Here is a 20,516-nt window from a genome sequence, read left to right on the forward strand (position 1 = left end):
CTTGCTGCTCCGCGGATCCGCTCATGCGCCAGGCCCCCCGAAGAGGCTGGTCCGCCGTCGGATGTCCCTGTTCCGTAAGAGTTCAATCGTTCCGAAACGGCCGTGCGCGGAGTGGGATGGAAGGCATGAAACTGAGTGTCTCTCCACCCGAGTTCAGGGGCAGACTGCACGACGCCCGCACGGCGACCGTGATCGGTCGGTGGCTGGGGCCGGCATTCGTCCTGTGCTTCCTCACCGGCCTGCTCAGTCACCTCATGCAGCATCCCCCGGGATGGCTGGCCGACAGCCTGCCGAGTCGCCCCTCGTGGGGCTATCGGCTCACCCAGGGACTGCATGTCGCCTCGGGAATCGCGGCGGTACCGCTGCTGCTGGCCAAGCTGTGGACGGTGTACCCGCGGTTGTTCGCGTGGCCGCCGTTGCGTTCGGTTCGGCATGCCCTGGAGCGGCTGTCGGTCGCCGTGCTCGTGGCCGGCGCCGTCTTCGAGCTGGCGACGGGGCTGCTGAACGCGGCCCAGTGGTATCCGTGGCCGTTCTCGTTCGTGCCCGTGCACTACGCCGTGGCGTGGCTGGTCGTAGGGGCACTGGTCCTGCACATCGCGGTCAAGGCGCCTGAGATCAAGGCGCATTGGAGCCGCCGGTCGCCCGGAACACTCGCGCTGCCCGCGCAGGACGGCCCGGACCGGCGTTCGCTGCTGGCAGCGGTGGGCGCGGCCGTCGGGGCCGTCACCCTCACCACCGTCGGACAGGCGTTCACCCCGTTGAAGGACTTCATCCTGTTCGCGCCCCGTGACCCGGACAAGGGGCCCCAGGGCCTGCCGGTCAACCGGACCGCCGCTGCGGCGGGGGTCGGCCGGGTCTCCGCCGAGGAGTACCGCCTGGTCGTGGCGGGTCCGCGCCCCTACACCCTCACCCTGGACGAGCTGCGGGCTCTGCCGCAGCACGAGGTGGAGTTGCCGATCGCCTGTGTGGAGGGCTGGAGCAAGTCGGCGCACTGGACCGGCGTACGTGTGGTGGACCTGCTGGAGCGGGCGGGGGCGCCGGAGGACGCGCGCGTGCGGGTGATGTCGTTGCAGCTGCGCGGTGGCTACCGGGTGTCGGAGATGGGCCACGCGCATGCCCGTGACCCGCTCACCCTGCTGGCCCTGCGTCTGAACGGTGCGGAACTCGAACCCGACCACGGCTATCCGGCGCGGCTCATCGCCCCCAACCGGCCGGGTGTGCTGCAGACCAAGTGGGTCGGCCGACTGGAGGTGCTGGCATGAGGACGCTGCGAGTGGTGGCAGGGGCGGCGGGCCTGGCCCTCATGGGTGTCGGCGTGTCCCTGCTGACGGACGTCCGTGACCTGCCCGGTGTGCTGGTGTGGCTGGGCGGGGCGATCGTGCTGCACGACGTGCTGATCGCCCCGGTGGTGCTGCTGATCGGGATGGCGCTGGTGCGGGGCGGTGTACGCGGGCCCGTCCGCGGGGCGCTGCTGGTCGCGGGTGCGCTGACGGCGGTGGCGCTGCCGGTGCTGCTACGGCCGGGCCGGAAGGCCAACTCGTCGGTGCTGCCGCTGGACTATCCACGCAACTGGCTGGTCGCGCTGGTGGTCGTGGCGTCGGTGACGGCGGTGTGGCTGATCGTGCGGAAAGTCAGGCACAGCCGTCGTAGGCCCGTCGCATGAGGTTACGGAGGTCTTACGTGTGATGACCGCGGCCGTTCGAACAGCGGACGGCCGCCTAGCTTGACCGGATGCGATCCCTCCGTACCGTGCGTGTGACCGTTCTGGTCACCGCCGCTCCGCTCCTGCTGGCCGCCGCCGGTCTGATGCATCCCCGGCATCTGACGGCGGCGACGGCCGGCCACTGGGCCGGGCTGCACATCGTCCTGCTGCCCGTCTTCCCGCTCCTCGTCCTCGGACTGGTCGTTCCCCTGTGGGGCAGGCCGCGCCGGGACGCGGAGGGGGCCCTGACGGTTCTCTCGTGGGCCGGCTGCCTCTGGTTCGCCGCCTACTACTCCGGTCTTGACGCGGTGGCCGGCATCTCCGCCGGCACCGTGGTGGACCACGGCGTCCACGGCGCGGCCGGCCACCTGTTCGCCGTGGGAGACGAACTGGGCCGGGCCGGTGTGTACGGGCTCGCCGTCGCCTCGTTCGCCACCTGTGCGGTGCTCGGGCGGCGGCACGGGGTGCGGGTGCTGCCCGGCGCCGCCGTGCTGTCCGCGGCCTGCTGGTCGTTCGTCGACAGCCACATCTTCTGGCCCAAGGGGGTGTTCACCATGCTCGGCTTCGCTCTGGCGTTCGCCCTCCTGACGGTGGCGGCGACCCGGCCCGCCGAGGAGGTGCCGGTGCGGTAACTCCGAGAACCCGAGGAACTCCGCCTGCACCGGCGCCGATTGACGCCGTACGGCGCCCCGGTCAGCTCTCAGTTCTCCGGCGCCTGCTGGAGCGCGGCGAGGGTCAGCACGTTGCCGCCGATGCCCCAGCCGCCGTCGGTGACCTCCTCGACCAGGACGAGGGTGGTGGCGCGGGCTCGTTCGCCGTAGATGTCGACGTAGAGCTCGGTCGTGCGGGTGATGATCTGCTCCTTCTGCTTCTCGGTGAGGGTGCCGGCGGGGACCTTGAAATTCGCGAACGGCATGACGGTTCTCTCTCTGCGAGCAGTTCTGTACGGGACTGTGTGCGGGGCGTCGTGGGGATGCCGCCGGCCGGTCGGCCGGGTCAGACGATGCCGCCGTTGGCGCGGACGACCTGGCCGTTGATCCAGTGACCGGCCGGGGACGTCAGGAAGGCGACGGTCTCGGCGATGTCGGACGGGGTACCGAGTCGTTCCAGCGGTGGCTGTGCGGCCAGCCGGGCCACCGTCTCCTCGTCCTTGCCGTCGAGGAACAGGTCGGTGGCGGTGGGGCCGGGCGCGACGGCGTTGACGGTCACGTCCCGGCCGCGCAGCTCGCGGGCCAGGATGAGCGTCACCGCCTCCACCGCGCCCTTGCTCGCGCTGTAGGCGCCGTAACCAGGGAACGCCAGCCCCACCACGGACGTGGAGAACAAGACGACAGCCCCGCCCCGGCGCACCGTGCGGGCGGCCTGCTGGGCGACGACGAAGGTGCCGCGGATGTTGGTGCGGTGCAACGCGTCCAGTTCCGTCAGATCCAGGTCGGCGATGAGCGCCGTATGGGCCCGGCCGGCCGCGTGGACGACGACGTCGACACCGCCGTACTCCGAGGCGGCGGTGTCGAACAGGTCGGCCACCGCCCGCTCGTCGGCGACGTCTGCGCGTACGGCGACGGCTCGGCCGCCCGCGGCGGTGACCTCTTCGACGGCGGCCTCGGCGAGCTTCTGGTTGCCCGCGTAGCCGACCACCACCGCGAATCCGTCGGCGGCCAGTCGGGTCACGGCTCGGCGCCCGATACCTCGGGAGCCGCCGGTGACGACGGCGACGCGCGGACGGTCGGGGTCGGGGGCGAAGTCGACTGCACCGGCAGCACTGACATCGCCGGATTGATGGGCGGTGGGATTCGGATTCGGCATGGAAATCTCCGGTGTGCGAAGGAAGCGGGTGTGGTGGGGCTGCGGGCCCGAAGCCGTCGGCTCGGCCCGCCGTGCACACCACAGTCGTCCCGGGCGGGACGATCAGCCAGGGCTCTGTCCACCCTGGGGTTGACGTCCCCTGGCTGCGCCCGGCCCCGCGCGTGATGATGGGAAGGTGAACCTTCCTGAACTCGCCGCGTTCCTGAGGTCCCGGCGCGACCGGGTACGGCCCTCCGACGTCGGACTGCCCACCGGGCCGCGCCGCAGGGTCCCCGGTCTGCGACGTGAGGAGGTCGCCCAGCTGGCCGGGCTGTCGGCGGACTACTACACGGAGCTCGAACGCGGGGGCGATGTCCAGCCCTCGGCGCAGGTGCTGGCCGCGCTGGCACGGGCACTGCGGCTCGGCGGCGACGAACGCGACCACCTGTTCCATCTTGCCGACCGGCCCGTCCCCTCGACGGCCCACAGCCCGAACGCCCATGCCCAGCCTGCCCTCCTGGGCCTGCTCGACCGGCTCACCACGACGCCCGCGCAGATCATCACCGACCTGCACGAGACCCTCGTACAGAACGAGTTGGCCGCCGCGCTGCTCGGCCGCGCTCCCGCGCGACGTGGTGCGGCGGCGAGCTTCGTGTACCGGTGGTTCACCGATCCCGACTCCCGCTTGCTCTATCCCGTCGAGGACCACCCGCAGCACTCCCGGGCCTTCGTCGCCGACCTCCAGGCCGTCGCGGCCCGGCGCGGCCGGGATCCGGAGGTCGCCGGGATGGTGGCCGAACTACGGCGTCAGAGCGAGGAGTTCGCCGCCCTGTGGGACACGCACGACGTGGCCCTGCGGCGGACCGACCACAAACGCATCGTCCACCCCACCCTGGGGGTCGTGGAACTCGACTGCCACAACCTGTTCAGCGAGGACGGACGCCAGCGCCTCCTGTGGTTCAGCGCCCCGCCCGGCACAGAGGGCGCCGCCCAGCTGGAACTGCTCTCCGTCATCGGCACCCAGGACATGACCACCGACGAGAGCACCCTCCGGTAGGAGTGCTCCTTCCGGCGATGGCCTGGCGTTACGTCGCCCGGGGCGGAGGCCGGCCAGGGCAGGCCGGGGAGGCGCGCGGCCCGCGCGGAAACTCCGTCGAGTTCCGCCCGGACGACGCCTACCCTGCTGGCATGTCCCACGCGAAGACGTCGTACGTCTGCTTGCCCTGCCGGGCCTCGTACAAGCAGCCCTACGACCCGCACAGGCAGCGGAGCTGCCCCCGCTGCGCGCAGCCGCTGATCCATGTGGGCTCCGCCTTCGCCGCACCCCGTCGCCGTGACACCGCGGCCTGGCGGACGCTGTCCGTACTGCTGCACGCCGGCGTGCGCTTCCACAAGAGCTGCTGTGGTGGGCCCGGTTACCGCCCCCGCACCCTCAGGGAGGTGCGCGAGCGGATGACGTACGCCCGACGCAGTGGCGAGCCCATCGCGAGGTCGCTCGTCCGGTAGCGGGGTCGGGCGGGGCTCAACTCCCGCAGTCGTAGACCGAGTCGACCGATCGACCCTCGGCTTCACCGGATGGTGCACCCCTTCCCGCCGTCATGGTCCCCGCTCCGCGACCAAGAAGGGCCGCTCCCAGTGTGGTGAGGGTGTGCAGGGCGCTGTTGGCGTTCCGGTGGGTGGTGATGAGGCCGGAGTCCCGCAAGGCCGTGGTGTGGTGGGTGGCGGTTCCGGAGGAGACGCCGGCCCGGCGTGCCGCCTCACTGGTGGTGACCCCGGTGACGGCGGCTCGCAGGATGACAGCGCGGGTACGGCCGAGGAGGGCGTTCAGGGCGGCCTCGTTCTGGGGGCAGGCGGCCGTCAGTACATGGTGGACGGAGTAGACGAGCACCGGCGGAAGTCCCGGATCCGCCAGGGCGATGGGTGACTTCCAGCAGAAGTAGGACGGGATGAGCAGCAGCCCGCGGCCGTTCAGCCGCACATCGTTCTCGTCGGGATAGTCCGGGACCTCCAGTACCGGGTGCCGCCAGCGGACCGCCGGTGAGAGGCCGGCCAGGAGTCCGGCGGTTCCCTCGGCCAGCATGTTCCGGGCGTGACGGGCGCGCTCCGCCTGGAAGGTCTCCTGGATGTCCTCCTCGTGGGGAGCGATGACTGTCCGGTGGTAGGCGCGCAACAGGTTCACCAGGTCGCCGCGCAGCGGCTTCTCGGCGACCCGTGACGTCCAGGACGGCACCCGGCTCGCCCTGGCCGCCCTCGCCATCTCATGGTTCACCTGCCCGTCAGGTGTCGCGAGTATGGCCTCCAGCGCGGGCTCCAGACCGTCGACGCCTTCGAACGGCGTGAGAAAGTCGGCGAAATAGCGGGCACGCGGGAAGAGTGGCAGCAACATCGTTCTCACCGGTTGCGCGAGACCTGCTTCCTCAAGGTTTCCGCAGGCACGTTCATACCAGTCCGCGTATTTCCATCTACCGCTCCGCGTCTGGAATCTGTGGAGGCTGCAGGCGATCTCCCACAACGGATGAGGCGAGGCCGCCACCCGGGTTCGCGCCAAGTCCTCGGCAGTGAAATGGAAGCGGAGCATCCGCTGCCTCCCCCCAGATGCACCTGCGAATCTTCACTGGAATCGAACGAGCATGACAGTCCGAGTCGGGCGTTGGGAACATGCCTTCAAGCCAGCCACAAAGGAAACACCGGGACGGTTCTGTAGCGACCGTAATTCGGCGACTGGAATTCGATCACCATTCTTCGAACGGAAAGGACAGATCATGGGTCGTATACGGGAGAGAGGTTTCCGTACACGTCGGCTTGGGATACTGGCCGCGAGCACACTGTTCCTCTCTTTTCTGGTGCCGGTCACCGCGTCGGCGAGCACCGCCGGGGCCGACCAGGCGGCGGTCACCTGTTACGGCGGATCGGTGGCGATCAGTCTGCCGCCGAACGGCTACAGCGGCACCTACACGACGAGTTCGCGCTGCAACGACATCAACCTGCGGATCGACTCCGGCGGCAACCAGTGGGTGGCCGTGTGCTGGGCCGCTCACGGCTACTGCCAGGACCACTGGACCCTGGTCACGGAGGACGCCGGCTACAAGGTGGTGGCCAGTGACGTGCTGGACGGCACCACGTTCTACTTCGTGACCACGAACGGCGGCGGCACCCGCGGCGGGCGCACGGCCTACTGAGACCGAAGGCCACGGACCAGAAGGCCGCGGCCCACACCGGACGGGCACACCCATGCGACGCACCACGTTGGACGTGGTGCGTCGCATGGGCACACGTGGTTGCGCCGCACGATGCGTTCGAAGGGCTTCGGGGCGAAAGCGGGCCGGTGTACATTGAAGAACGCCCTTGACCTGCAGAAAGCAGGCAGGGAGCCGTCTTTCAGGAGTCCAGAATGCTGCGGACCATGTTCAAATCCAAGATCCACCGCGCCACCGTCACCCAGGCCGACCTGCACTACGTCGGCTCCGTGACCATTGACGCCGACCTCCTCGACGCCGCCGACCTGCTGCCCGGCGAGCTCGTGCACATCGTCGACATCACCAACGGCGCCCGGCTGGAGACGTACGTCATCGAGGGCGAACGGGGGTCCGGTGTCGTCGGGATCAACGGGGCGGCGGCCCACCTTGTCCATCCCGGAGATCTGGTGATCATCATCAGTTACGCTCAGGTGACCGACGCCGAGGCGCGGGCGCTGCGGCCGAAGGTGGTCCATGTGGACCAGGGCAACCGCGTCGTGGCGCTGGGCGCCGACCCGGCCGAGCCGGTGCCGGGCTCGGACCAGGAGCGCAGCCCGCAGGCGGTCACGGCCTGACCGGCCGGCGAGCCGGCGGGCAGGCGCGTCCGGCGATGTGACGATCCGACGAGGAGTGCCCATGAGCGACATCGAGATCCGTGACGACCGGCCGGCGGGCCGCCTGGAAGCGGTGGCGGCGGGGGAGGTCGTGGGCCACATCGCGTACTTCGTGCTGGCCGCGCGGGGACGCGCGCTGGTCCCGGTCCACACGATCGTCGAGCCGGCACACGAGGGAAAGGGCATCGCGGGCTCACTGGCCCGCGAGCTCTACCTCATGGCCGCCCGTGAGGGCATCGCCGTGGCACCCCTCTGCCCGTACGTCGTGAAGTGGGCCGAGCGCCACCCCGCCGAGGCCCCGGTGGCGGACCCCGACCTTCTCCGCGCCGCCAAGGAGTGGCTCGCGGCGAACCCCGACCGCTTCTGACCGACCTCGTCGACAGTCCGACAAGTCGACAGTCCGACAAGTCGACAGTCCGACAAGGGGACCCTCCGCACCCGTGCTCGCCCTCCTGCACACCTCGCCCCTCCACGTCCCGGTGTTCGACGCCCTGCGCGACGAGGACCACTCGGGCCTGCGCCTCGCCCACCTCGTCCACGAGGACCTGCTGACCAGGGCGCGGGCCGAGAGTCCCGACGCCGTGGCCGACGATGTCCGAGCCGTCCTTGAACAGGCCGTCGCGGACGGGGCCCTGGCCGTGCTCTGCACCTGCTCCTCCATCGGCGGGGTCGCGGAGGCCGCCGCCGAGGAGGTCGGGGTGCCGGTGCTGCGGGTCGACCGTCCGATGGCCGCCGCGGCCGTGGCCATCGGCCCGAGGGTGGTCGTCGTCGCGACCTCGGAGAGCACGTTCGGGCCCACGGTCGCCCTCGTCGAGGAGGAAGCGCGTCGTGCCGGGCTCCCCGCCGACGTACGGACCCTGTTCGTGGGCGGCGCCTGGGCCTTCTTCCAGGCGGGCGACACGGAGGGCTACGTCCGTTCGGTGGCCGACGCGGTGGACTCCGTCCCCGGCGACAGCGCCGACGCGATCATCCTCGCCCAGGCCTCCATGGCCCCGGCACAGCCGCTGACGACCACCGCGGTGCCGGTGCTGTCCAGCCCACGGCTGGGCCTGGCGGCGGGCGCGGCGGCGACACGGGCGGCCGGACCGGCCCACCGGCGCGCGTAGCGCGAAGGAGTGAGTGGGGGCGCGTGCGCCGGGTACGCGGGGGAGAAGTCCAGAGCCGACGCACCCACTGGCTGGAGGACACAGTGACGCAACCGGACCCGCATCCCCGCCCTGTCCCGCCGGGCCCCACCCCCGGCCCCTACCCGGACCCGACCCCGGGTCCGCCGCCGGGCCCCGACCCGCAACCCCAGCCCCCGGGGCCGACTCCCGTACCGCCCCCGGACCCGTCGCCGATCCCGCAACCTCCGGGCCCAGAGCCGGTACCCGACCCCGAACCGGGCCCACCCCTGTACTGACCCAGCGACGGGACGAAAACGCCAGGTGGGCGGCCGGAAAACCCGACCGCCCACCCTTACGCGCCCCCTTAAGGGGCGCGGGGAACTGCGCGAACAACCCCTACGAGCCCGCGGCCAACAACGGCCAGCCCGCGGAGCGACCTAGCCAGTGACCTCGGACCGGTCGCCGCCCCACAGGGTGTGGAACGCCCCCTCACGGTCCGTGCGCCGGTACGTGTGTGCCCCGAAGAAGTCCCGCTGCCCCTGCGTAAGCGCCGCAGGCAACCGCTCCGCGCGCAGCGCGTCGTAGTACGCGAGGGCCGCGCCGAAGCCCGGCGTCGGGACACCCTGGCGGGTCGCCGCGACCAGCACCTCGCGCCAGTCGTCCTGCGCTGCCGCGATCTCCTGCGCGAACGTGTCGTCCGACAGCAGGCTCGGCAGGTCCGCCCGCGCGTCGTACGCGGCGCGGATACGGTCCAGGAAGGCCGCCCGGATGATGCAGCCGCCGCGCCAGAGGGCGGAGACGGCTCCGAGGTCGATGTCCCAGTCGTACTCGGCGCCACCCGCCGCGATCTCGTGGAAGCCCTGCGTGTACGACACGATCTTCGACGCGTACAGCGCCTGCTCGACGCGGTCGGCGAAGGCCGCCGCCTCCGACTCGCTCAGCGGGGTCGCCTTCGGGCCGGCCAGACCGCGCGAGGCCTCACGCAGCGCCGCGTGCCCGGACAGCGAGCGGGCGAACACCGCCTCGGCGATGCCCGAGACCGGAACACCCAGGTCGAGGGCGATCTGCACGGTCCAGCGGCCGGTGCCCTTCTGCTCGGCCTGGTCCACCACCACGTCCACGAACGGCTTGCCCGTCGCCGCGTCCACGTGCGACAGCACCTCGGCGGTGATCTCGATCAGGTAGGAGTCGAGACGGCCCGTGTTCCAGGTGCGGAAGATGTCGGCGATCTGCGCGGGGGAGTACCCGGCGACATCGCGCAGCAGCTGGTACGCCTCGCCGATCAGCTGCATGTCGGCGTACTCGATGCCGTTGTGGACCATCTTCACGAAGTGCCCGGCGCCGTCGGGACCCACGTGCGAGACGCAGGGGGTGCCGTCCTCGGCCTTCGCGGAGATCTTCTCCAGCATCGGGCCGAGGGAGTCGTACGACTCGACCGGGCCGCCCGGCATGATGCTCGGGCCGAGCAGCGCGCCCTCCTCGCCGCCGGAGACGCCCATGCCGACGAAGTGGATGCCCTGCTCGCGCAGGTCGCGCTCCCGGCGCCGGGTGTCCGCGAAGTGCGCGTTGCCGCCGTCGATGATCATGTCGCCGGGCTCGAGGAGCGGGGCGAACTCCTGGATCACCGCGTCGGTCGGCTCACCGGCCTTCACCATGACGACCAGACGGCGCGGCCGTTCCAGCGCGGCCACGAACTCCTTGGCGGTGTCGGCCGCGATGAAGTCGCCCTCGGTCCCGAACTCCTCGACCAGGGCGTGCGTGCGTGCCGCCGTCCGGTTGTGCAGCGCGACCGTGTAGCCGTTGCGCGCGAAGTTGCGGGCGAGGTTGCGGCCCATCACCGCGAGTCCCGTGACGCCGATCTGGGCTGAGTTGCTCATGCGGATGACTCCTAGTGGGTCCTGGAAAACGGTGGTGCCGGTGGGTCCTGGAACCGGTGGTGCCGTTCGTGTCGTGCTCGCCAGTATTGCCCTTGCGGACCATCCTGACGTGCCCGTACGCAGACCGCACATCCGGGTTCGCCGTTCCTGCGTACGCAGATACGCACCAGAACCCCCACCTGCCTCAGCACTTACGCAACCGGCCCGTATTCCCGGCCACTTCGACCTCGTCGCAGACGTACTGCAGACGTACTTCGGCCGCACAGAGGCTGGTTTGCCGCTTGTGTGGCCTGTTCGCAGCGTTTACTTTTGCGGCTCCTGGCACAGGTGAGGGGGCTCTTCCATGGCCGTACGCGGCAAGCACCGCCGGTACCAACCGAACAGGATCAACCGCGCCTCTCTCACCGTCACCGCAGGTGGCGCCGGTATAGCGCTCCCGTTCGTCGGCGCCGGAGTGGCGGACGCGGCGGACATGGCGACCTGGAACAAGGTCGCCGCCTGCGAGTCGACGAACAACTGGAGCATCAACACCGGTAACGGGTACTACGGCGGACTCCAGTTCAGCCAGTCCACCTGGGAGGCGTACGGCGGCACCGCCTACGCGGGGCGCGCGGATCTGGCCACCCGGGACCAGCAGGTCGCCGTGGCCGAGAAGGTGCTCAAGGCGCAGGGCCCCGGCGCCTGGCCCGCCTGCTCGGTCCGCGCGGGCCTCACCCGGGGCGGCGACACTCCGGACATCCACCCCGCGGGCGGCCGGGGCGACTCGGTCGGCGTGGAACGGACGTCCCAGCGGACCGTCCGTGACGTGAAACCGCAGACCACACCCCAGTCCCAGGCGGGCACCGCCGAGATGTACACGGTCGTGCACGGCGACACCCTCTCCGGCATCGCGGACGACCGCGCCGTCCGGGGCGGCTGGCAGCGCCTGTACGCCGGCAACCGCAAGACGATCGGCGCCGACCCGGACCTCATCGTCCCCGGCCAGCGGCTGAACCTCCGTACGAAGGCCGCACCGGGCGCCCCCGCCAAGCCCGCCCACAAGTCCCGGCCGGAGAAGGCCCCTTCGCGCACCGCCGAGAGGCCCGCGGCGACGAAGGCTCCCAAGGCGCCGACCACCAGCACGCTCATTTCGCCCGTGAACGCCGCGACCGGGACGCAGTACCACAAGGCGGGTTCCTCCTGGTCGAAGGGCTACCACACGGGCGTCGACTTCCCGGTGCCCACCGGCACCTCCGTACGGGCCGTCGGGGTGGGCGAGGTCGTCGACGCGGGCTGGGGCGGGTCCTTCGGCTACCAGGTGGTGATCCGGCACGCCGACGGGCGCTACTCGCAGTACGCCCATCTGTCCGCGATCTCCGTGCGGGCCGGGCAGTCGGTGTCGGCCGGGCAGCGCATCGGGCGGTCCGGTTCCACGGGCAACAGCACGGGCCCGCATCTGCACTTCGAGGTGCGGACGGGGCCTGGCTTCGGCAGCGACATCGACCCGGTGGCCTATCTCCGGGCCGGAGGCGTCAGGATTTGACCCGCATACGGTGCCGGTCCCGGGCGGGAATCGGGATCGGCACGTAAGGGATGCCGTAGAAGGCTCCGTAGTGGAGGGGCTCCTCGTCGAACGTGTCCTGCGAGGGTGCCGCTGTCACTGCTGCGGCCGGAATCGGCCGGGCGGGCTCCTCGGTCACCGCCGCCTCCTCCTCGTGGGCGAGCCCTGCCTGCTCCGGTACCGGTGCCGCGAGTACCGAAGCAGCGGAAGCAGGGGCAGGAAAGGCGGAGGGCAGCGGGTGGGCGTCGGCGTGGGCGGGGGCGTGGGCGCCGTGCTGCAGCCGCTCCGTGGTGAGCAGGATCAGCCCGCCGGCCGCGACCACACCGCAGCTCAGCGCGAGGATGGTGCCCGTGGTGCCGTAGCGGAAGGTTTCGCCGAACATCGTGATGCCGACCGCCGCCGCCACCACCGGGTTCACGACCGTCAGCGTCGCGAGCGGGGCCGTGAGGCCGCCGCCCCGGTAGGCCGCCTGCGAGAGCAGCAGACCGGAGGCACCGAGCACGCCGATCAGGGCCAGCGAGGGCAGATCCGCGGCCGTGAGGCCACCGGACCAGTCCACGGCGACCACCTTCGTGAACACCGACGACATACCGAAGGCGATACCGGACGCGATCGCGAGCAGAGTGCTGCGCACCGCCGGATGCCGGTGCGCGGCGCGGGCCGCCACCATCAGCGTCACCACCGCCGCGCCGGTGAAGACGGCCAGCAGCACGCGTTCGGTGGTGCCCAGGGACTGCGCCTCGGACGTGCCGACCAGGGACAGCAGACCCGCCAGTCCGAGCGTCGCCATGATCGCGCCCCGCCACGCGGCCGCCCCGGCCCTGCGGCGCACGAACAGGGCCGCCATCGGCAGGGCGAACACGATGGTCAGCGCGCCCATCGGCTGGACGACGCTCAGCGGGCCGAAGGCCAGCGCCACCACGTGCAGCACTCCACCGAACCCGTTCAGCGCCACGGCGGCCCACCAGACCGGCCTGCGTATGGCGGCGTAGGAGCGGGCGTGTTCGGAATCAGCGACACGTTCCTGCAGGATCGCTCCGCCCGCGTAGGCGACAGCGGAGACGAGCGACAGCAGAATGGACAACGCGAGGGCGCTCATGAGCAACTCCTCTGCGTGCAGCGAGGGCGCGGGGCCCGGCGCGGCGAACGGTCGGCTTCCATGGTCAATACGATCCCCCCTCGCGGTCCCCCTGTCGTCGTACCAGAGCACTCATTGGGTCCTACTGCCGATGGAGTACACCGCTGCGCACGTCCTCCCCAGGGTGGGCGACGCGGGGGCGCAGCGGCTGCGCACAGTTCCCGCCCGACCTGGTACTACTGCCTTTCGTGGACCTCGACCCCGATCTCGCGGCGCTCCGACCGCTCGGCGGCTTCTTCGTACTACGCACGGCCGGAGCCCCCGCCGATCCGCCGCCGACACTCGCGCAGGCGTACGCACATCGCGGAGAGGACGTTTACGCGGATTCCATAACTTTTCGTGTCCAGACGGTCACGGATCGTCTCCGCGCCTCTGAGCTGCGGGTTTCCGCGTCGATCGCCCAACAGGCGCTCGCGGCCCGACTGTGGTCCGTGGCCCTCGGCTGCGCCGTCCTGTACGGCAGCGTCCCCGACCTCGATCCGCGTCTGCTCCACTGGGACGCCGCCGCGTCCGCCCCCGACGACCTGTGGCTGTCGTCGGTGCGCCCCAGAGCGGCCGACGCGGCAACGATCGCGGACCTCGTCGTACGAGACCACCTGGAACCCCTCGCGGCCGCCCTGCACGCCCGCTACCGCGTCGCCGAGGGCCTGCTGTGGGGCAACGCGGGCTCGGCGCTGGCCGGCGCGGTCCGCGAACTCGACCGCTGGGCGGGCGGACCGCGCGGGGCGGGCACCGACGCCGGCACCCGGGCCCGCGCCCTGGCCGTCGAACTGTTCACCCACCCCCGCCTCGCCCCGACCGGAACCCTCACCGGCACCGCCTTCCGGCGGCGCAGCTGCTGCCTCTACTACCGCGTGCCCGGAGGCGGAATCTGCGGCGACTGCTGCTTCACCAGGACCCCATGGTCTTCCCCGGACGCCGCATCTGGGTGACCATGTGGGAACCAACCGCCGAGACAGGGAGTTTTGGGTGCGTGTGGGCCTGCTGACCCGGGAGTACCCGCCGGATGTGTACGGCGGCGCGGGCGTCCATGTCGAATTCCTCGCCCGGGAGTTGGGCGCCCTCACCGACCTGGAGGTGCACTGCTGGGGTGAGGGCCGCGGCGTCGGCGTCATCCGGCACCGGTCCTGGCCGGCGCTCGACGGGAGCAATGACGCGCTGCGCACCTTCTCCACGGACCTCTCCATCGCCGCCGCCCTCGAGGGCCGCGAACTCGTCCACTCCCACACCTGGTACGCCAACCTCGCCGGCCACTTCGCCAAGCTCCTGTACGGCATTCCGCACGTGATGACCGCGCACTCCCTGGAGCCCCTGCGCCCCTGGAAGGCCGAGCAGCTCGGCGGCGGCTACGCCCTGTCGAGCTGGGCCGAGCGCACCGCCATCGAGGCCGCCGACGCCGTGATCGCCGTGTCCGGGGCGATGCGCGAGGACATCCTCGCCTGCTACCCGGCCCTCGACCCGGCCACCGTCCACGTCGTGCACAACGGCATCGACACCACCCTTTACCAGCCCGACCACGGCACGGACGCCCTCACCCGGATCGGCGTCGACCCCGACCGGCCCTACGTCCTGTTCGTCGGCCGCATCACCCGCCAGAAGGGCGTCCCCCATCTGCTGCGCGCGGTACGGGACATCGACCCGGCGGCCCAGGTCGTGCTGTGCGCCGGCGCCCCCGACACACCGGAGATCGACCGGGAGTTCCGCGAACTCTTCCAGGAACTGAGCGCCGTACGCGAGGGCGTCTTCTGGATCCCGCAGATGCTGCCGCGTCCTGACGTCATCCAGCTCCTCACGCACGCCGCCGTGTTCGTCTGTCCTTCGGTGTACGAGCCCCTGGGCATCGTCAACCTGGAGGCGATGGCCTGCGGAACTCCCGTCGTGGCCTCCCGGGTCGGGGGCATCCCCGAGGTGGTGGAGGACGGGAAAACCGGGGTACTGGTGTCCCTGGACGACGACTCGGGGATCTTCGAGGCGGACCTCGCGCGTGCCCTGGACTCCGTGATCGGTGATCCGGAGGCCGCGCGGCGCATGGGGGACGCCGGACGGGAGCGCGCGGTGGGGGAGTTCGGCTGGGACGCGGTGGCCCGGCGGACGGCAGGACTCTATGAGGAGATCCTCAAACAAGGTCAACAGGCTTAGCCCGACCGGCGTACGGGCAAGCATCGTGCACAACCACGGTGAGGGGAGCGGCGATGCGTCGTGGTGGGCCTTCTGTGCTCGGAATCGTGCTGGCGGGCGGAGAGGGCAAACGTCTGATGCCCTTGACCGCGGACCGCGCGAAACCGGCGGTGACCTTTGGCGGAACGTATCGCCTGGTCGACTTCGTCCTGTCCAACCTCGTCAACGGTGACATCATGCGCATCTGCGTGCTCACGCAGTACAAGTCGCACTCGCTGGACCGCCACATCACCACCACCTGGCGGATGTCCAGTCTGCTCGGCAACTACGTCACCCCGGTTCCCGCCCAGCAGCGCCTGGGCCCGCGCTGGTACCTGGGCAGTGCCGACGCCATCCTCCAGTCCCTCAACCTCGTGCACGACGAACAGCCCGACTACGTCGCGGTGTTCGGCGCCGACCACGTCTACCGCATGGACCCCCGCCAGATGCTCAACCAGCACATCGAGAGCGGCGCGGGGGTCACGGTCGCGGGCATACGGGTGCCGCGCGCCGAGTCGTCGTCCTTCGGCGTGATCAGTCCCGGCTCGGACGGCCAGAGCGTGCAGGGCTTCCTGGAGAAGCCCCTGGACCCGCCCGGTCTGCCCGACGACCCCGGGTGCGTGTTCGCCTCGATGGGCAACTACATCTTCACCACCAAGGCGCTGATAGAGGCCCTGCAGCGGGACGCCGAGGACGGTGACTCCGTGCACGACATGGGCGGTTCGATACTGCCCTCGCTCACCGACCGGGGCGAGGCCCAGCTGTACGACTTCAGCGGGAACCACGTCCCCGGCGAGACCACCCGCGACCAGGGCTACTGGCGGGACGTGGGCACGCTCGACGCGTACTACGACGCCCACATGGACCTGATCGCCGAGCGGCCCGCCTTCAACCTCTACAACCGAGACTGGCCCGTCTACACCCACTCCGGCCAGCTGTCGCCCGCGCGTTTCAACGCCGGCGGCATCGCCAGCGAGTCGATCATCAGTGCGGGGTGCCTGATCCGGGGCCAGGTCTCGCGCTCGGTCCTCTCGCCCGGGGTGCGCGTCGATCCGGGTGCCGTGGTGCAGGGGTCGATCCTGCACGACAACGTGCGCATCGGGCGGGGCGCGATCGTGCGCGGGGCCGTCCTGGACAAGAACGTCGAGGTCCCGCCGGGCGCCACGATCGGCGTCAACCCGGAGCGGGACGCCGACCTGTACACCGTCTCCAAGGGCGGTGTGATCGGCCTCGGGAAGGGCCAGCACGTGTCGTAGCCCCGGATACGCCGCCCGGCTTGTGCCGTCGGCCCCGGTGAGCCCGTGCTCACCGGGGCCGACGGCGTGTCCGGGGTCCGGCGCGTGGGCCGAACGGGCTGTTGCCGTACGGCCCCGAGGTGACCGTGCGCGGCGCGGCGCGGATCGCGGCGGCCGGCGAGGAACGGATCCGGGACACGGTCCCGGGCATCCGACCCGACCGTACGGAGGTCTTTCCTGTGAGATGGATGCTGCGTACCGCCGGGGTGGTGACGGCCGCCGCCCTGTTCGCGGGCGCGCTCGCCACCCCGGCCGCCCAAGCCCGTGACGAGCGGCTCACCGACCTCGTCAACCCGTTCATCGGTACGGAGAACGAGGGCAACACCTTCCCCGGCGCGACCGTGCCCTTCGGGATGGTGCAGCTCTCGCCCGACACCGGGCACACGACCGGCTACCGCTACTCCCAGCCCCGGATCCGGGGCTTCTCTCTCGTCCACCTCTCCGGCGTCGGCTGCCGCATTGGCGGCGACCTGCCCGTCCTGCCCACCACCGGCGACATCACGAGCACCGACTACGCGGCCTACGCCACCGAGTTCACCCACGACACCGAGTCCGCGAGCCCCGGCTACTACCGGGTCGGCCTGAAATCGGGCATCGACGCCGAGCTGACGGCGACCGCCCGCACCGGCGTCCAGCGTTACACCTTCCCGGCGACCACCCAGGCCAACGTGCTGCTCAACGCGGGCCAGTCGCTGCACACGAAGGTGGCGAACCAGGTCGAGATCCTCGACGACCGGACCGTGCGCACGACGATCACGGGCTCCGGTTTCTGCCGGGGCACCAAGCCGTACACCGTCCACACGGTCACCCGCTTCGACCGGCCCTTCACCGAGTACGGCACCTGGGACGGCACCACGGTCACCGGCGGCTCCCGTACCGGGGGCGACGGCGCCTACGTCCGCTTCGACACGACGGACGGGGACCGTACCGTCGAGGCGACCACCGCCCTGTCGTACGTCGACGCGGACGGCGCGGCCGGCAACCTGCGCGCCGAGGGCGGACGCCCGTTCGACGAGGTGCGGGAGGCGGCCCGGGACGCCTGGGAGGCACGCCTCGACGACGTGGGTGTGACCGGCGGCTCGGACACGCTGCGCCGGACCTTCTACTCGTCCCTCTACCGCAGCTTCCTCGCGCCCAACACCGGCAGCGACGCCGACGGCCGCTACACCGGCTGGGACCTGAAGACCCACCGCGCGCGGGACTTCACGTACTACCAGAACTGGTCCCTGTGGGACACATACCGCACCCAGGCGCAGCTCCTGTCGCTGCTCGCGCCCCGCGAGGCCCGGGACATGGCGCTCTCGGTGCTGAAGATCGACGAGGAGGGCGGCTGGCTGCCCAAGTGGGGCTACGGCACGGTCGAGACGAACATCATGACCGGCGACCCGGTCACCCCGTTCCTCACCCACGCCTACCAGCAGGGGCTGCTGCACGGCCACGAGGAGCGGGCCTACCGCGCCCTGAGGAAGAACGCCGACGGCGTGCCGCCCGCCGCCCTGCCCATGCTCGGGCGCGAGGCGAACCAGGAGTACATCGAGAACGGCTACGCGCCCTATCTCAAGGGCCGCCCGCGCACCAAGCCCGGCGACTCGGACTACCACTGGGGCGCGTCCGTCACCCTCGAATACGCCCTGTCCGACGCGATGCTGGCCCGGATGGCACGCGAGCTGGGCCACGACGCCGACGCCGACCGCTACGCGGCCCGGGCGCAGAACTACCGGCACGTCTTCGACGCCTCGACCGGCTTCTTCCGGCCCCGGGACGGCTCGGGCGCCTTCGCGGGCGACCCCGATCCGGCGAAGGGCGAGGGGTTCCACGAGGGCACGGCCTGGCAGTACCAGTGGCTGGTTCCGCAGGACCTGCCGGGCCTGGTGGACCTGCTCGGCGGCAGACAGGCGGCCAACGAGCGGCTCGACGCCTTCTTCGCCTACGACAAACTGACGGCGGACCCGGCCGGGACGGCCCGCGAGGTGTGGGTGAACGGCCCGTACGCCTACTACAACGCGGACAAGTACAACCCGCAGAACGAGGTCGACCTGACCGCCCCGTACACCTACCTCTCCACCGGCCAGCCCTGGAAGACGACCGAGGTCGTGCACGCCGCCATGACCCTCTACACGGACGGCCCGACCGGGATGACCGGCAACGACGACCTGGGCACCATGTCCGCCTGGCATGTCCTGTCCGCGATCGGGATCTTCCCGGTGCAGCCCGGCTACGACACCTGGGGACTGTCCACACCCGTCTTCGACCGGATCGACCTCACCCTCGACCCCCGCTACTACCCCCTCGGCGCCCTCACGGTGACGGCACCGGGTACGTCGGACAGCCGACGGTACGTCCAGTCGGTGGCCGTCGACGGCTCCTCGTACAGCCGTACGTATGTGACGAGCGGGCTCTTGAGGGGCGCCCGCTCGCTCGACTTCACGGTCGGCCCGGAGCCGTCCGGGTGGGGTACCGGCGAGGATGCGGCGCCGCCGGCCCTGACATAGGCACCCCCGCGGCCCTTGGCAACGCTGTGAGTTACCGAAGTCCCGCCGCTTCCGTGGCGGCGGGACGTAACGCGTTGTTAACTGAGCGTAGCTTGATCGTACTTGACCGTAATCGCCCGCGAGAGATTGACTGCTGACTCACCCGTCGTCGACGCGAGAGCGATCCCTTGACCTCTGAGACCTCGGACCTGCTCGCCCCCCTCGACCTGGCGTTCTGGAACATCGACTCCGATCTGCACCCCATGCACCTGGGCGCCCTCGGGGTCTTCTCGGCCCACTCGCCCACCGCCGGGGCCCACGCGGCCGATCTGCTCGCCGCCCGCGCCGTCGCCGTACCCGGACTGCGTATGCGCATCCGGGACGTCTGGCGGCCCCTGTTCCCGCTGGCCTTCGGGGGTGCCACCCGCGAGCCGGCGCCGGACTTCGACCCGCTCGACCACGTCCGGCTGCACGCCCCGACGGCCGACTTCCACGCCGAGGCCGGACGTCTCATGGAACGCTCGCTCGAACGCGGTCGACCGCCCTGGGAGGCCCATGTGCTGCCCGGCGAGGACGGCACCTCCTTCGCCGTGCTGTTCAAGTTCCACCACGCCCTGGCCGACGGTCTGCGCGCACTGACCCTCGCCGCCGGCGTCATGGACCCCCTCGACCTGCCCGCGCCGCGCCCGCGCCCCGAACAGCCCTCCGCCGGCCTCTTCCCGGACGTGCGGAGACTGCCCGGCCTGGTGCGCGGCGCCCTGTCGGACGTGGGCCGCGCCCTCGACATCGGGGCCTCCGTCGCCCTCTCCGGCCTGGACAACCTGAACCCCCGCTCGTCGGCCGCGCTCGTCGCCGAGTCCACGGGCACCCGCCGCACCGCCGGGGTCGCTCTCGACCTCGACGACGTCCACATCGTGCGCAAGACCGTCGGCGGTACCGTGAACGACGTACTCATCGCCGTCGTCTCCGGAGCCCTGCGGCGCTGGCTCGACGAGCGCGGCGACGGGAGCGAGGGAGTAGCGCCGCGTGCGCTGATCCCCGTCTCCAAGCGGCGTCCGCGCACCGCGCATCCGCAGGGCAACAGGCTCTCCGGGTACCTGATGCGGCTGCCCGTCAACGATCCCGACCCGCTGGGGCGCCTCAACGCCGTACGCATGGTCATGGACCGCCGCAAGGAGGCGGGGCCCGAGCGGGGTGCGGGGGCGATCGCGTTGCTCGCCGACCATGTGCCGGCGCTCGCGCACCGGCTCGGCGGGCCGCTGGTCAAGCAGGCCGCCCGGCTCTGGTTCGACATCCTCGTCACCAGCGTGCCGCTGCCCAGCCTGGGCCTCAGGCTCGGCGGCAACCCGCTCACCGAGGTCTACCCCTTCGCCCCGCTCGCCCAGGGCCAGTCACTGGCGGTCGCCATCTCCACCTACCGGGGGCAGGTCCACTTCGGGCTCGTCGCGGACGCGGAAGCCGTCCCGGACCTCGATCGGTTCGCCGCCGCGCTGGCCGCCGAGGTGGAGACACTGGTCGCCGCCTGCGCCCTGTGACCTGCGTCATGATCGTCGCGGGTTTGGTGACTGGGCCCGGGCTTCCGTAAAATCGCCTGT

Annotated in this window: 19 protein-coding genes and 2 pseudogenes; 16 read left to right on the top strand and 5 right to left on the bottom strand. The window is 71.2% G+C overall.

Annotation, left to right across the window (positions count from 1 at the left end; genetic code table 11):
• Positions 1-116: 116 nt before the first annotated feature.
• From OG241_RS46545 to OG241_RS46555, 3 genes are all read left to right on the top strand, one after another.
• Positions 117-1,262 carry a molybdopterin-dependent oxidoreductase gene (locus OG241_RS46545; RefSeq protein WP_405824760.1) on the top strand — a complete coding sequence of 382 codons (1,146 nt, stop codon included), beginning with the start codon at positions 117-119 and terminating at the stop codon, positions 1,260-1,262.
• Positions 1,259-1,663: a hypothetical protein gene (locus OG241_RS46550; RefSeq protein WP_405824762.1), complete on the top strand. Its 405-nt coding sequence runs from the start codon at positions 1,259-1,261 to the stop codon at positions 1,661-1,663. Before OG241_RS46545 ends, OG241_RS46550 begins: the two co-directional genes overlap by 4 nt.
• A 68-nt stretch (positions 1,664-1,731) precedes the next feature.
• Positions 1,732-2,334, top strand: a complete 603-nt coding sequence (locus tag OG241_RS46555; protein ID WP_405824763.1) for a hypothetical protein — start codon at positions 1,732-1,734, stop codon at positions 2,332-2,334.
• Between the two features lie 68 nt (positions 2,335-2,402).
• Here the strand turns inward: OG241_RS46555 and OG241_RS46560 are convergent, their stop codons facing one another.
• The gene (locus OG241_RS46560) at positions 2,403-2,618 is read right to left on the bottom strand and encodes a tautomerase family protein (protein WP_405824764.1); all 216 of its coding nucleotides are present in this window, start codon (positions 2,616-2,618) and stop codon (positions 2,403-2,405) included.
• Positions 2,619-2,698: 80 nt separating this feature from the next.
• The gene (locus OG241_RS46565; protein WP_405824766.1) at positions 2,699-3,508 is read right to left on the bottom strand and encodes an SDR family oxidoreductase; all 810 of its coding nucleotides are present in this window, start codon (positions 3,506-3,508) and stop codon (positions 2,699-2,701) included.
• A gap of 175 nt (positions 3,509-3,683) precedes the next feature.
• Here OG241_RS46565 and OG241_RS46570 point away from each other — a divergent pair, with 175 nt between their 5' ends.
• Complete coding sequence (locus OG241_RS46570; protein WP_405824768.1) at positions 3,684-4,544, top strand: helix-turn-helix transcriptional regulator; 861 nt, start codon at positions 3,684-3,686, stop codon at positions 4,542-4,544.
• Positions 4,545-4,675: 131 nt separating this feature from the next.
• Positions 4,676-4,993 carry a deoxyxylulose-5-phosphate synthase gene (locus OG241_RS46575; RefSeq protein WP_405824769.1) on the top strand — a complete coding sequence of 106 codons (318 nt, stop codon included), beginning with the start codon at positions 4,676-4,678 and terminating at the stop codon, positions 4,991-4,993.
• Positions 4,994-5,009: 16 nt separating this feature from the next.
• Here OG241_RS46575 and OG241_RS46580 read toward each other — a convergent pair whose 3' ends face one another.
• Complete coding sequence (locus tag OG241_RS46580; protein WP_405824771.1) at positions 5,010-5,873, bottom strand: DUF5937 family protein; 864 nt, start codon at positions 5,871-5,873, stop codon at positions 5,010-5,012.
• Positions 5,874-6,330: 457 nt separating this feature from the next.
• Between OG241_RS46580 and OG241_RS46585 the strand changes: the two genes are divergently transcribed.
• The 4 genes from OG241_RS46585 to OG241_RS46600 all read left to right on the top strand — a co-directional run bounded on the left by OG241_RS46585 (position 6,331) and on the right by OG241_RS46600 (position 8,443).
• Complete coding sequence (locus OG241_RS46585) at positions 6,331-6,666, top strand: hypothetical protein (protein WP_405824772.1); 336 nt, start codon at positions 6,331-6,333, stop codon at positions 6,664-6,666.
• Between the two features lie 212 nt (positions 6,667-6,878).
• Positions 6,879-7,298 carry an aspartate 1-decarboxylase gene (gene panD, locus OG241_RS46590; protein ID WP_405824774.1) on the top strand — a complete coding sequence of 140 codons (420 nt, stop codon included), beginning with the start codon at positions 6,879-6,881 and terminating at the stop codon, positions 7,296-7,298.
• Between the two features lie 61 nt (positions 7,299-7,359).
• Entirely contained in the window at positions 7,360-7,704 is a 345-nt protein-coding gene (locus OG241_RS46595; RefSeq protein ID WP_405824776.1) for a GNAT family N-acetyltransferase, read from the top strand.
• Positions 7,705-7,777: 73 nt separating this feature from the next.
• Complete coding sequence (locus tag OG241_RS46600; protein WP_405824778.1) at positions 7,778-8,443, top strand: aspartate/glutamate racemase family protein; 666 nt, start codon at positions 7,778-7,780, stop codon at positions 8,441-8,443.
• 437 nt (positions 8,444-8,880) lie between these two features.
• On the opposite strand, the gene gndA is transcribed toward OG241_RS46600, so the two are convergent.
• Complete coding sequence (gndA, locus tag OG241_RS46605) at positions 8,881-10,320, bottom strand: NADP-dependent phosphogluconate dehydrogenase (RefSeq protein WP_405824779.1); 1,440 nt, start codon at positions 10,318-10,320, stop codon at positions 8,881-8,883.
• Between the two features lie 472 nt (positions 10,321-10,792).
• Here gndA and OG241_RS46610 point away from each other — a divergent pair.
• Both OG241_RS46610 and OG241_RS46615 read left to right on the top strand, forming a co-directional pair.
• A pseudogene (locus OG241_RS46610) lies at positions 10,793-10,954 on the top strand (transglycosylase family protein); the annotation flags it as partial.
• Positions 10,955-11,122: 168 nt separating this feature from the next.
• Positions 11,123-11,842, top strand: a pseudogene (locus tag OG241_RS46615) (M23 family metallopeptidase); the annotation flags it as partial.
• Here OG241_RS46615 and OG241_RS46620 read toward each other — a convergent pair.
• Positions 11,832-12,959, bottom strand: a complete 1,128-nt coding sequence (locus tag OG241_RS46620; protein ID WP_405824781.1) for a DMT family transporter — start codon at positions 12,957-12,959, stop codon at positions 11,832-11,834. The pseudogene OG241_RS46615 and the gene OG241_RS46620 sit on opposite strands and share 11 nt — an antisense overlap.
• Positions 12,960-13,186: 227 nt before the next feature.
• Here OG241_RS46620 and OG241_RS46625 point away from each other — a divergent pair, with 227 nt between their 5' ends.
• The 5 genes from OG241_RS46625 to OG241_RS46645 all read left to right on the top strand — a co-directional run bounded on the left by OG241_RS46625 (position 13,187) and on the right by OG241_RS46645 (position 20,456).
• Positions 13,187-13,930: an IucA/IucC family C-terminal-domain containing protein gene (locus OG241_RS46625; RefSeq protein ID WP_405824782.1), complete on the top strand. Its 744-nt coding sequence runs from the start codon at positions 13,187-13,189 to the stop codon at positions 13,928-13,930.
• A gap of 37 nt (positions 13,931-13,967) precedes the next feature.
• Positions 13,968-15,137, top strand: a complete 1,170-nt coding sequence (glgA, locus tag OG241_RS46630; RefSeq protein ID WP_405824783.1) for a glycogen synthase — start codon at positions 13,968-13,970, stop codon at positions 15,135-15,137.
• Between the two features lie 53 nt (positions 15,138-15,190).
• Positions 15,191-16,411, top strand: a complete 1,221-nt coding sequence (gene glgC / locus OG241_RS46635; protein ID WP_405824785.1) for a glucose-1-phosphate adenylyltransferase — start codon at positions 15,191-15,193, stop codon at positions 16,409-16,411.
• A 227-nt stretch (positions 16,412-16,638) separates the two neighbouring features.
• Positions 16,639-18,942, top strand: coding sequence for a GH92 family glycosyl hydrolase (locus tag OG241_RS46640; RefSeq protein WP_405826816.1), 2,304 nt, complete (start codon positions 16,639-16,641; stop codon positions 18,940-18,942).
• A 167-nt stretch (positions 18,943-19,109) separates the two neighbouring features.
• Complete coding sequence (locus OG241_RS46645; protein ID WP_405824786.1) at positions 19,110-20,456, top strand: wax ester/triacylglycerol synthase family O-acyltransferase; 1,347 nt, start codon at positions 19,110-19,112, stop codon at positions 20,454-20,456.
• Positions 20,457-20,516 lie beyond the last annotated feature (60 nt).

The organism is Streptomyces sp. NBC_01390 (genome assembly GCF_045040105.1).
Lineage (GTDB): Bacteria > Actinomycetota > Actinomycetes > Streptomycetales > Streptomycetaceae > Streptomyces.

Bases quoted from the DNA above. Each gene is read 5' to 3' on its own strand.
- gndA (WP_405824779.1), bottom strand. From the start codon at position 10,320: ATGAGCAACTCAGCCCAGATCGGCGTCACGGGACTCGCGGTGATGGGC.
- OG241_RS46560 (WP_405824764.1), bottom strand. From the start codon at position 2,618: ATGCCGTTCGCGAATTTCAAGGTCCCCGCCGGCACCCTCACCGAGAAG.
- OG241_RS46550 (WP_405824762.1), top strand. From the start codon at position 1,259: ATGAGGACGCTGCGAGTGGTGGCAGGGGCGGCGGGCCTGGCCCTCATG.
- OG241_RS46545 (WP_405824760.1), top strand. From the start codon at position 117: ATGGAAGGCATGAAACTGAGTGTCTCTCCACCCGAGTTCAGGGGCAGA.
- OG241_RS46620 (WP_405824781.1), bottom strand. From the start codon at position 12,959: ATGAGCGCCCTCGCGTTGTCCATTCTGCTGTCGCTCGTCTCCGCTGTC.
- OG241_RS46575 (WP_405824769.1), top strand. From the start codon at position 4,676: ATGTCCCACGCGAAGACGTCGTACGTCTGCTTGCCCTGCCGGGCCTCG.
- OG241_RS46580 (WP_405824771.1), bottom strand. From the start codon at position 5,873: ATGTTGCTGCCACTCTTCCCGCGTGCCCGCTATTTCGCCGACTTTCTC.
- glgC (WP_405824785.1), top strand. From the start codon at position 15,191: ATGCGTCGTGGTGGGCCTTCTGTGCTCGGAATCGTGCTGGCGGGCGGA.
- OG241_RS46555 (WP_405824763.1), top strand. From the start codon at position 1,732: ATGCGATCCCTCCGTACCGTGCGTGTGACCGTTCTGGTCACCGCCGCT.
- OG241_RS46565 (WP_405824766.1), bottom strand. From the start codon at position 3,508: ATGCCGAATCCGAATCCCACCGCCCATCAATCCGGCGATGTCAGTGCT.
- OG241_RS46595 (WP_405824776.1), top strand. From the start codon at position 7,360: ATGAGCGACATCGAGATCCGTGACGACCGGCCGGCGGGCCGCCTGGAA.
- OG241_RS46640 (WP_405826816.1), top strand. From the start codon at position 16,639: ATGCTGCGTACCGCCGGGGTGGTGACGGCCGCCGCCCTGTTCGCGGGC.
- panD (WP_405824774.1), top strand. From the start codon at position 6,879: ATGCTGCGGACCATGTTCAAATCCAAGATCCACCGCGCCACCGTCACC.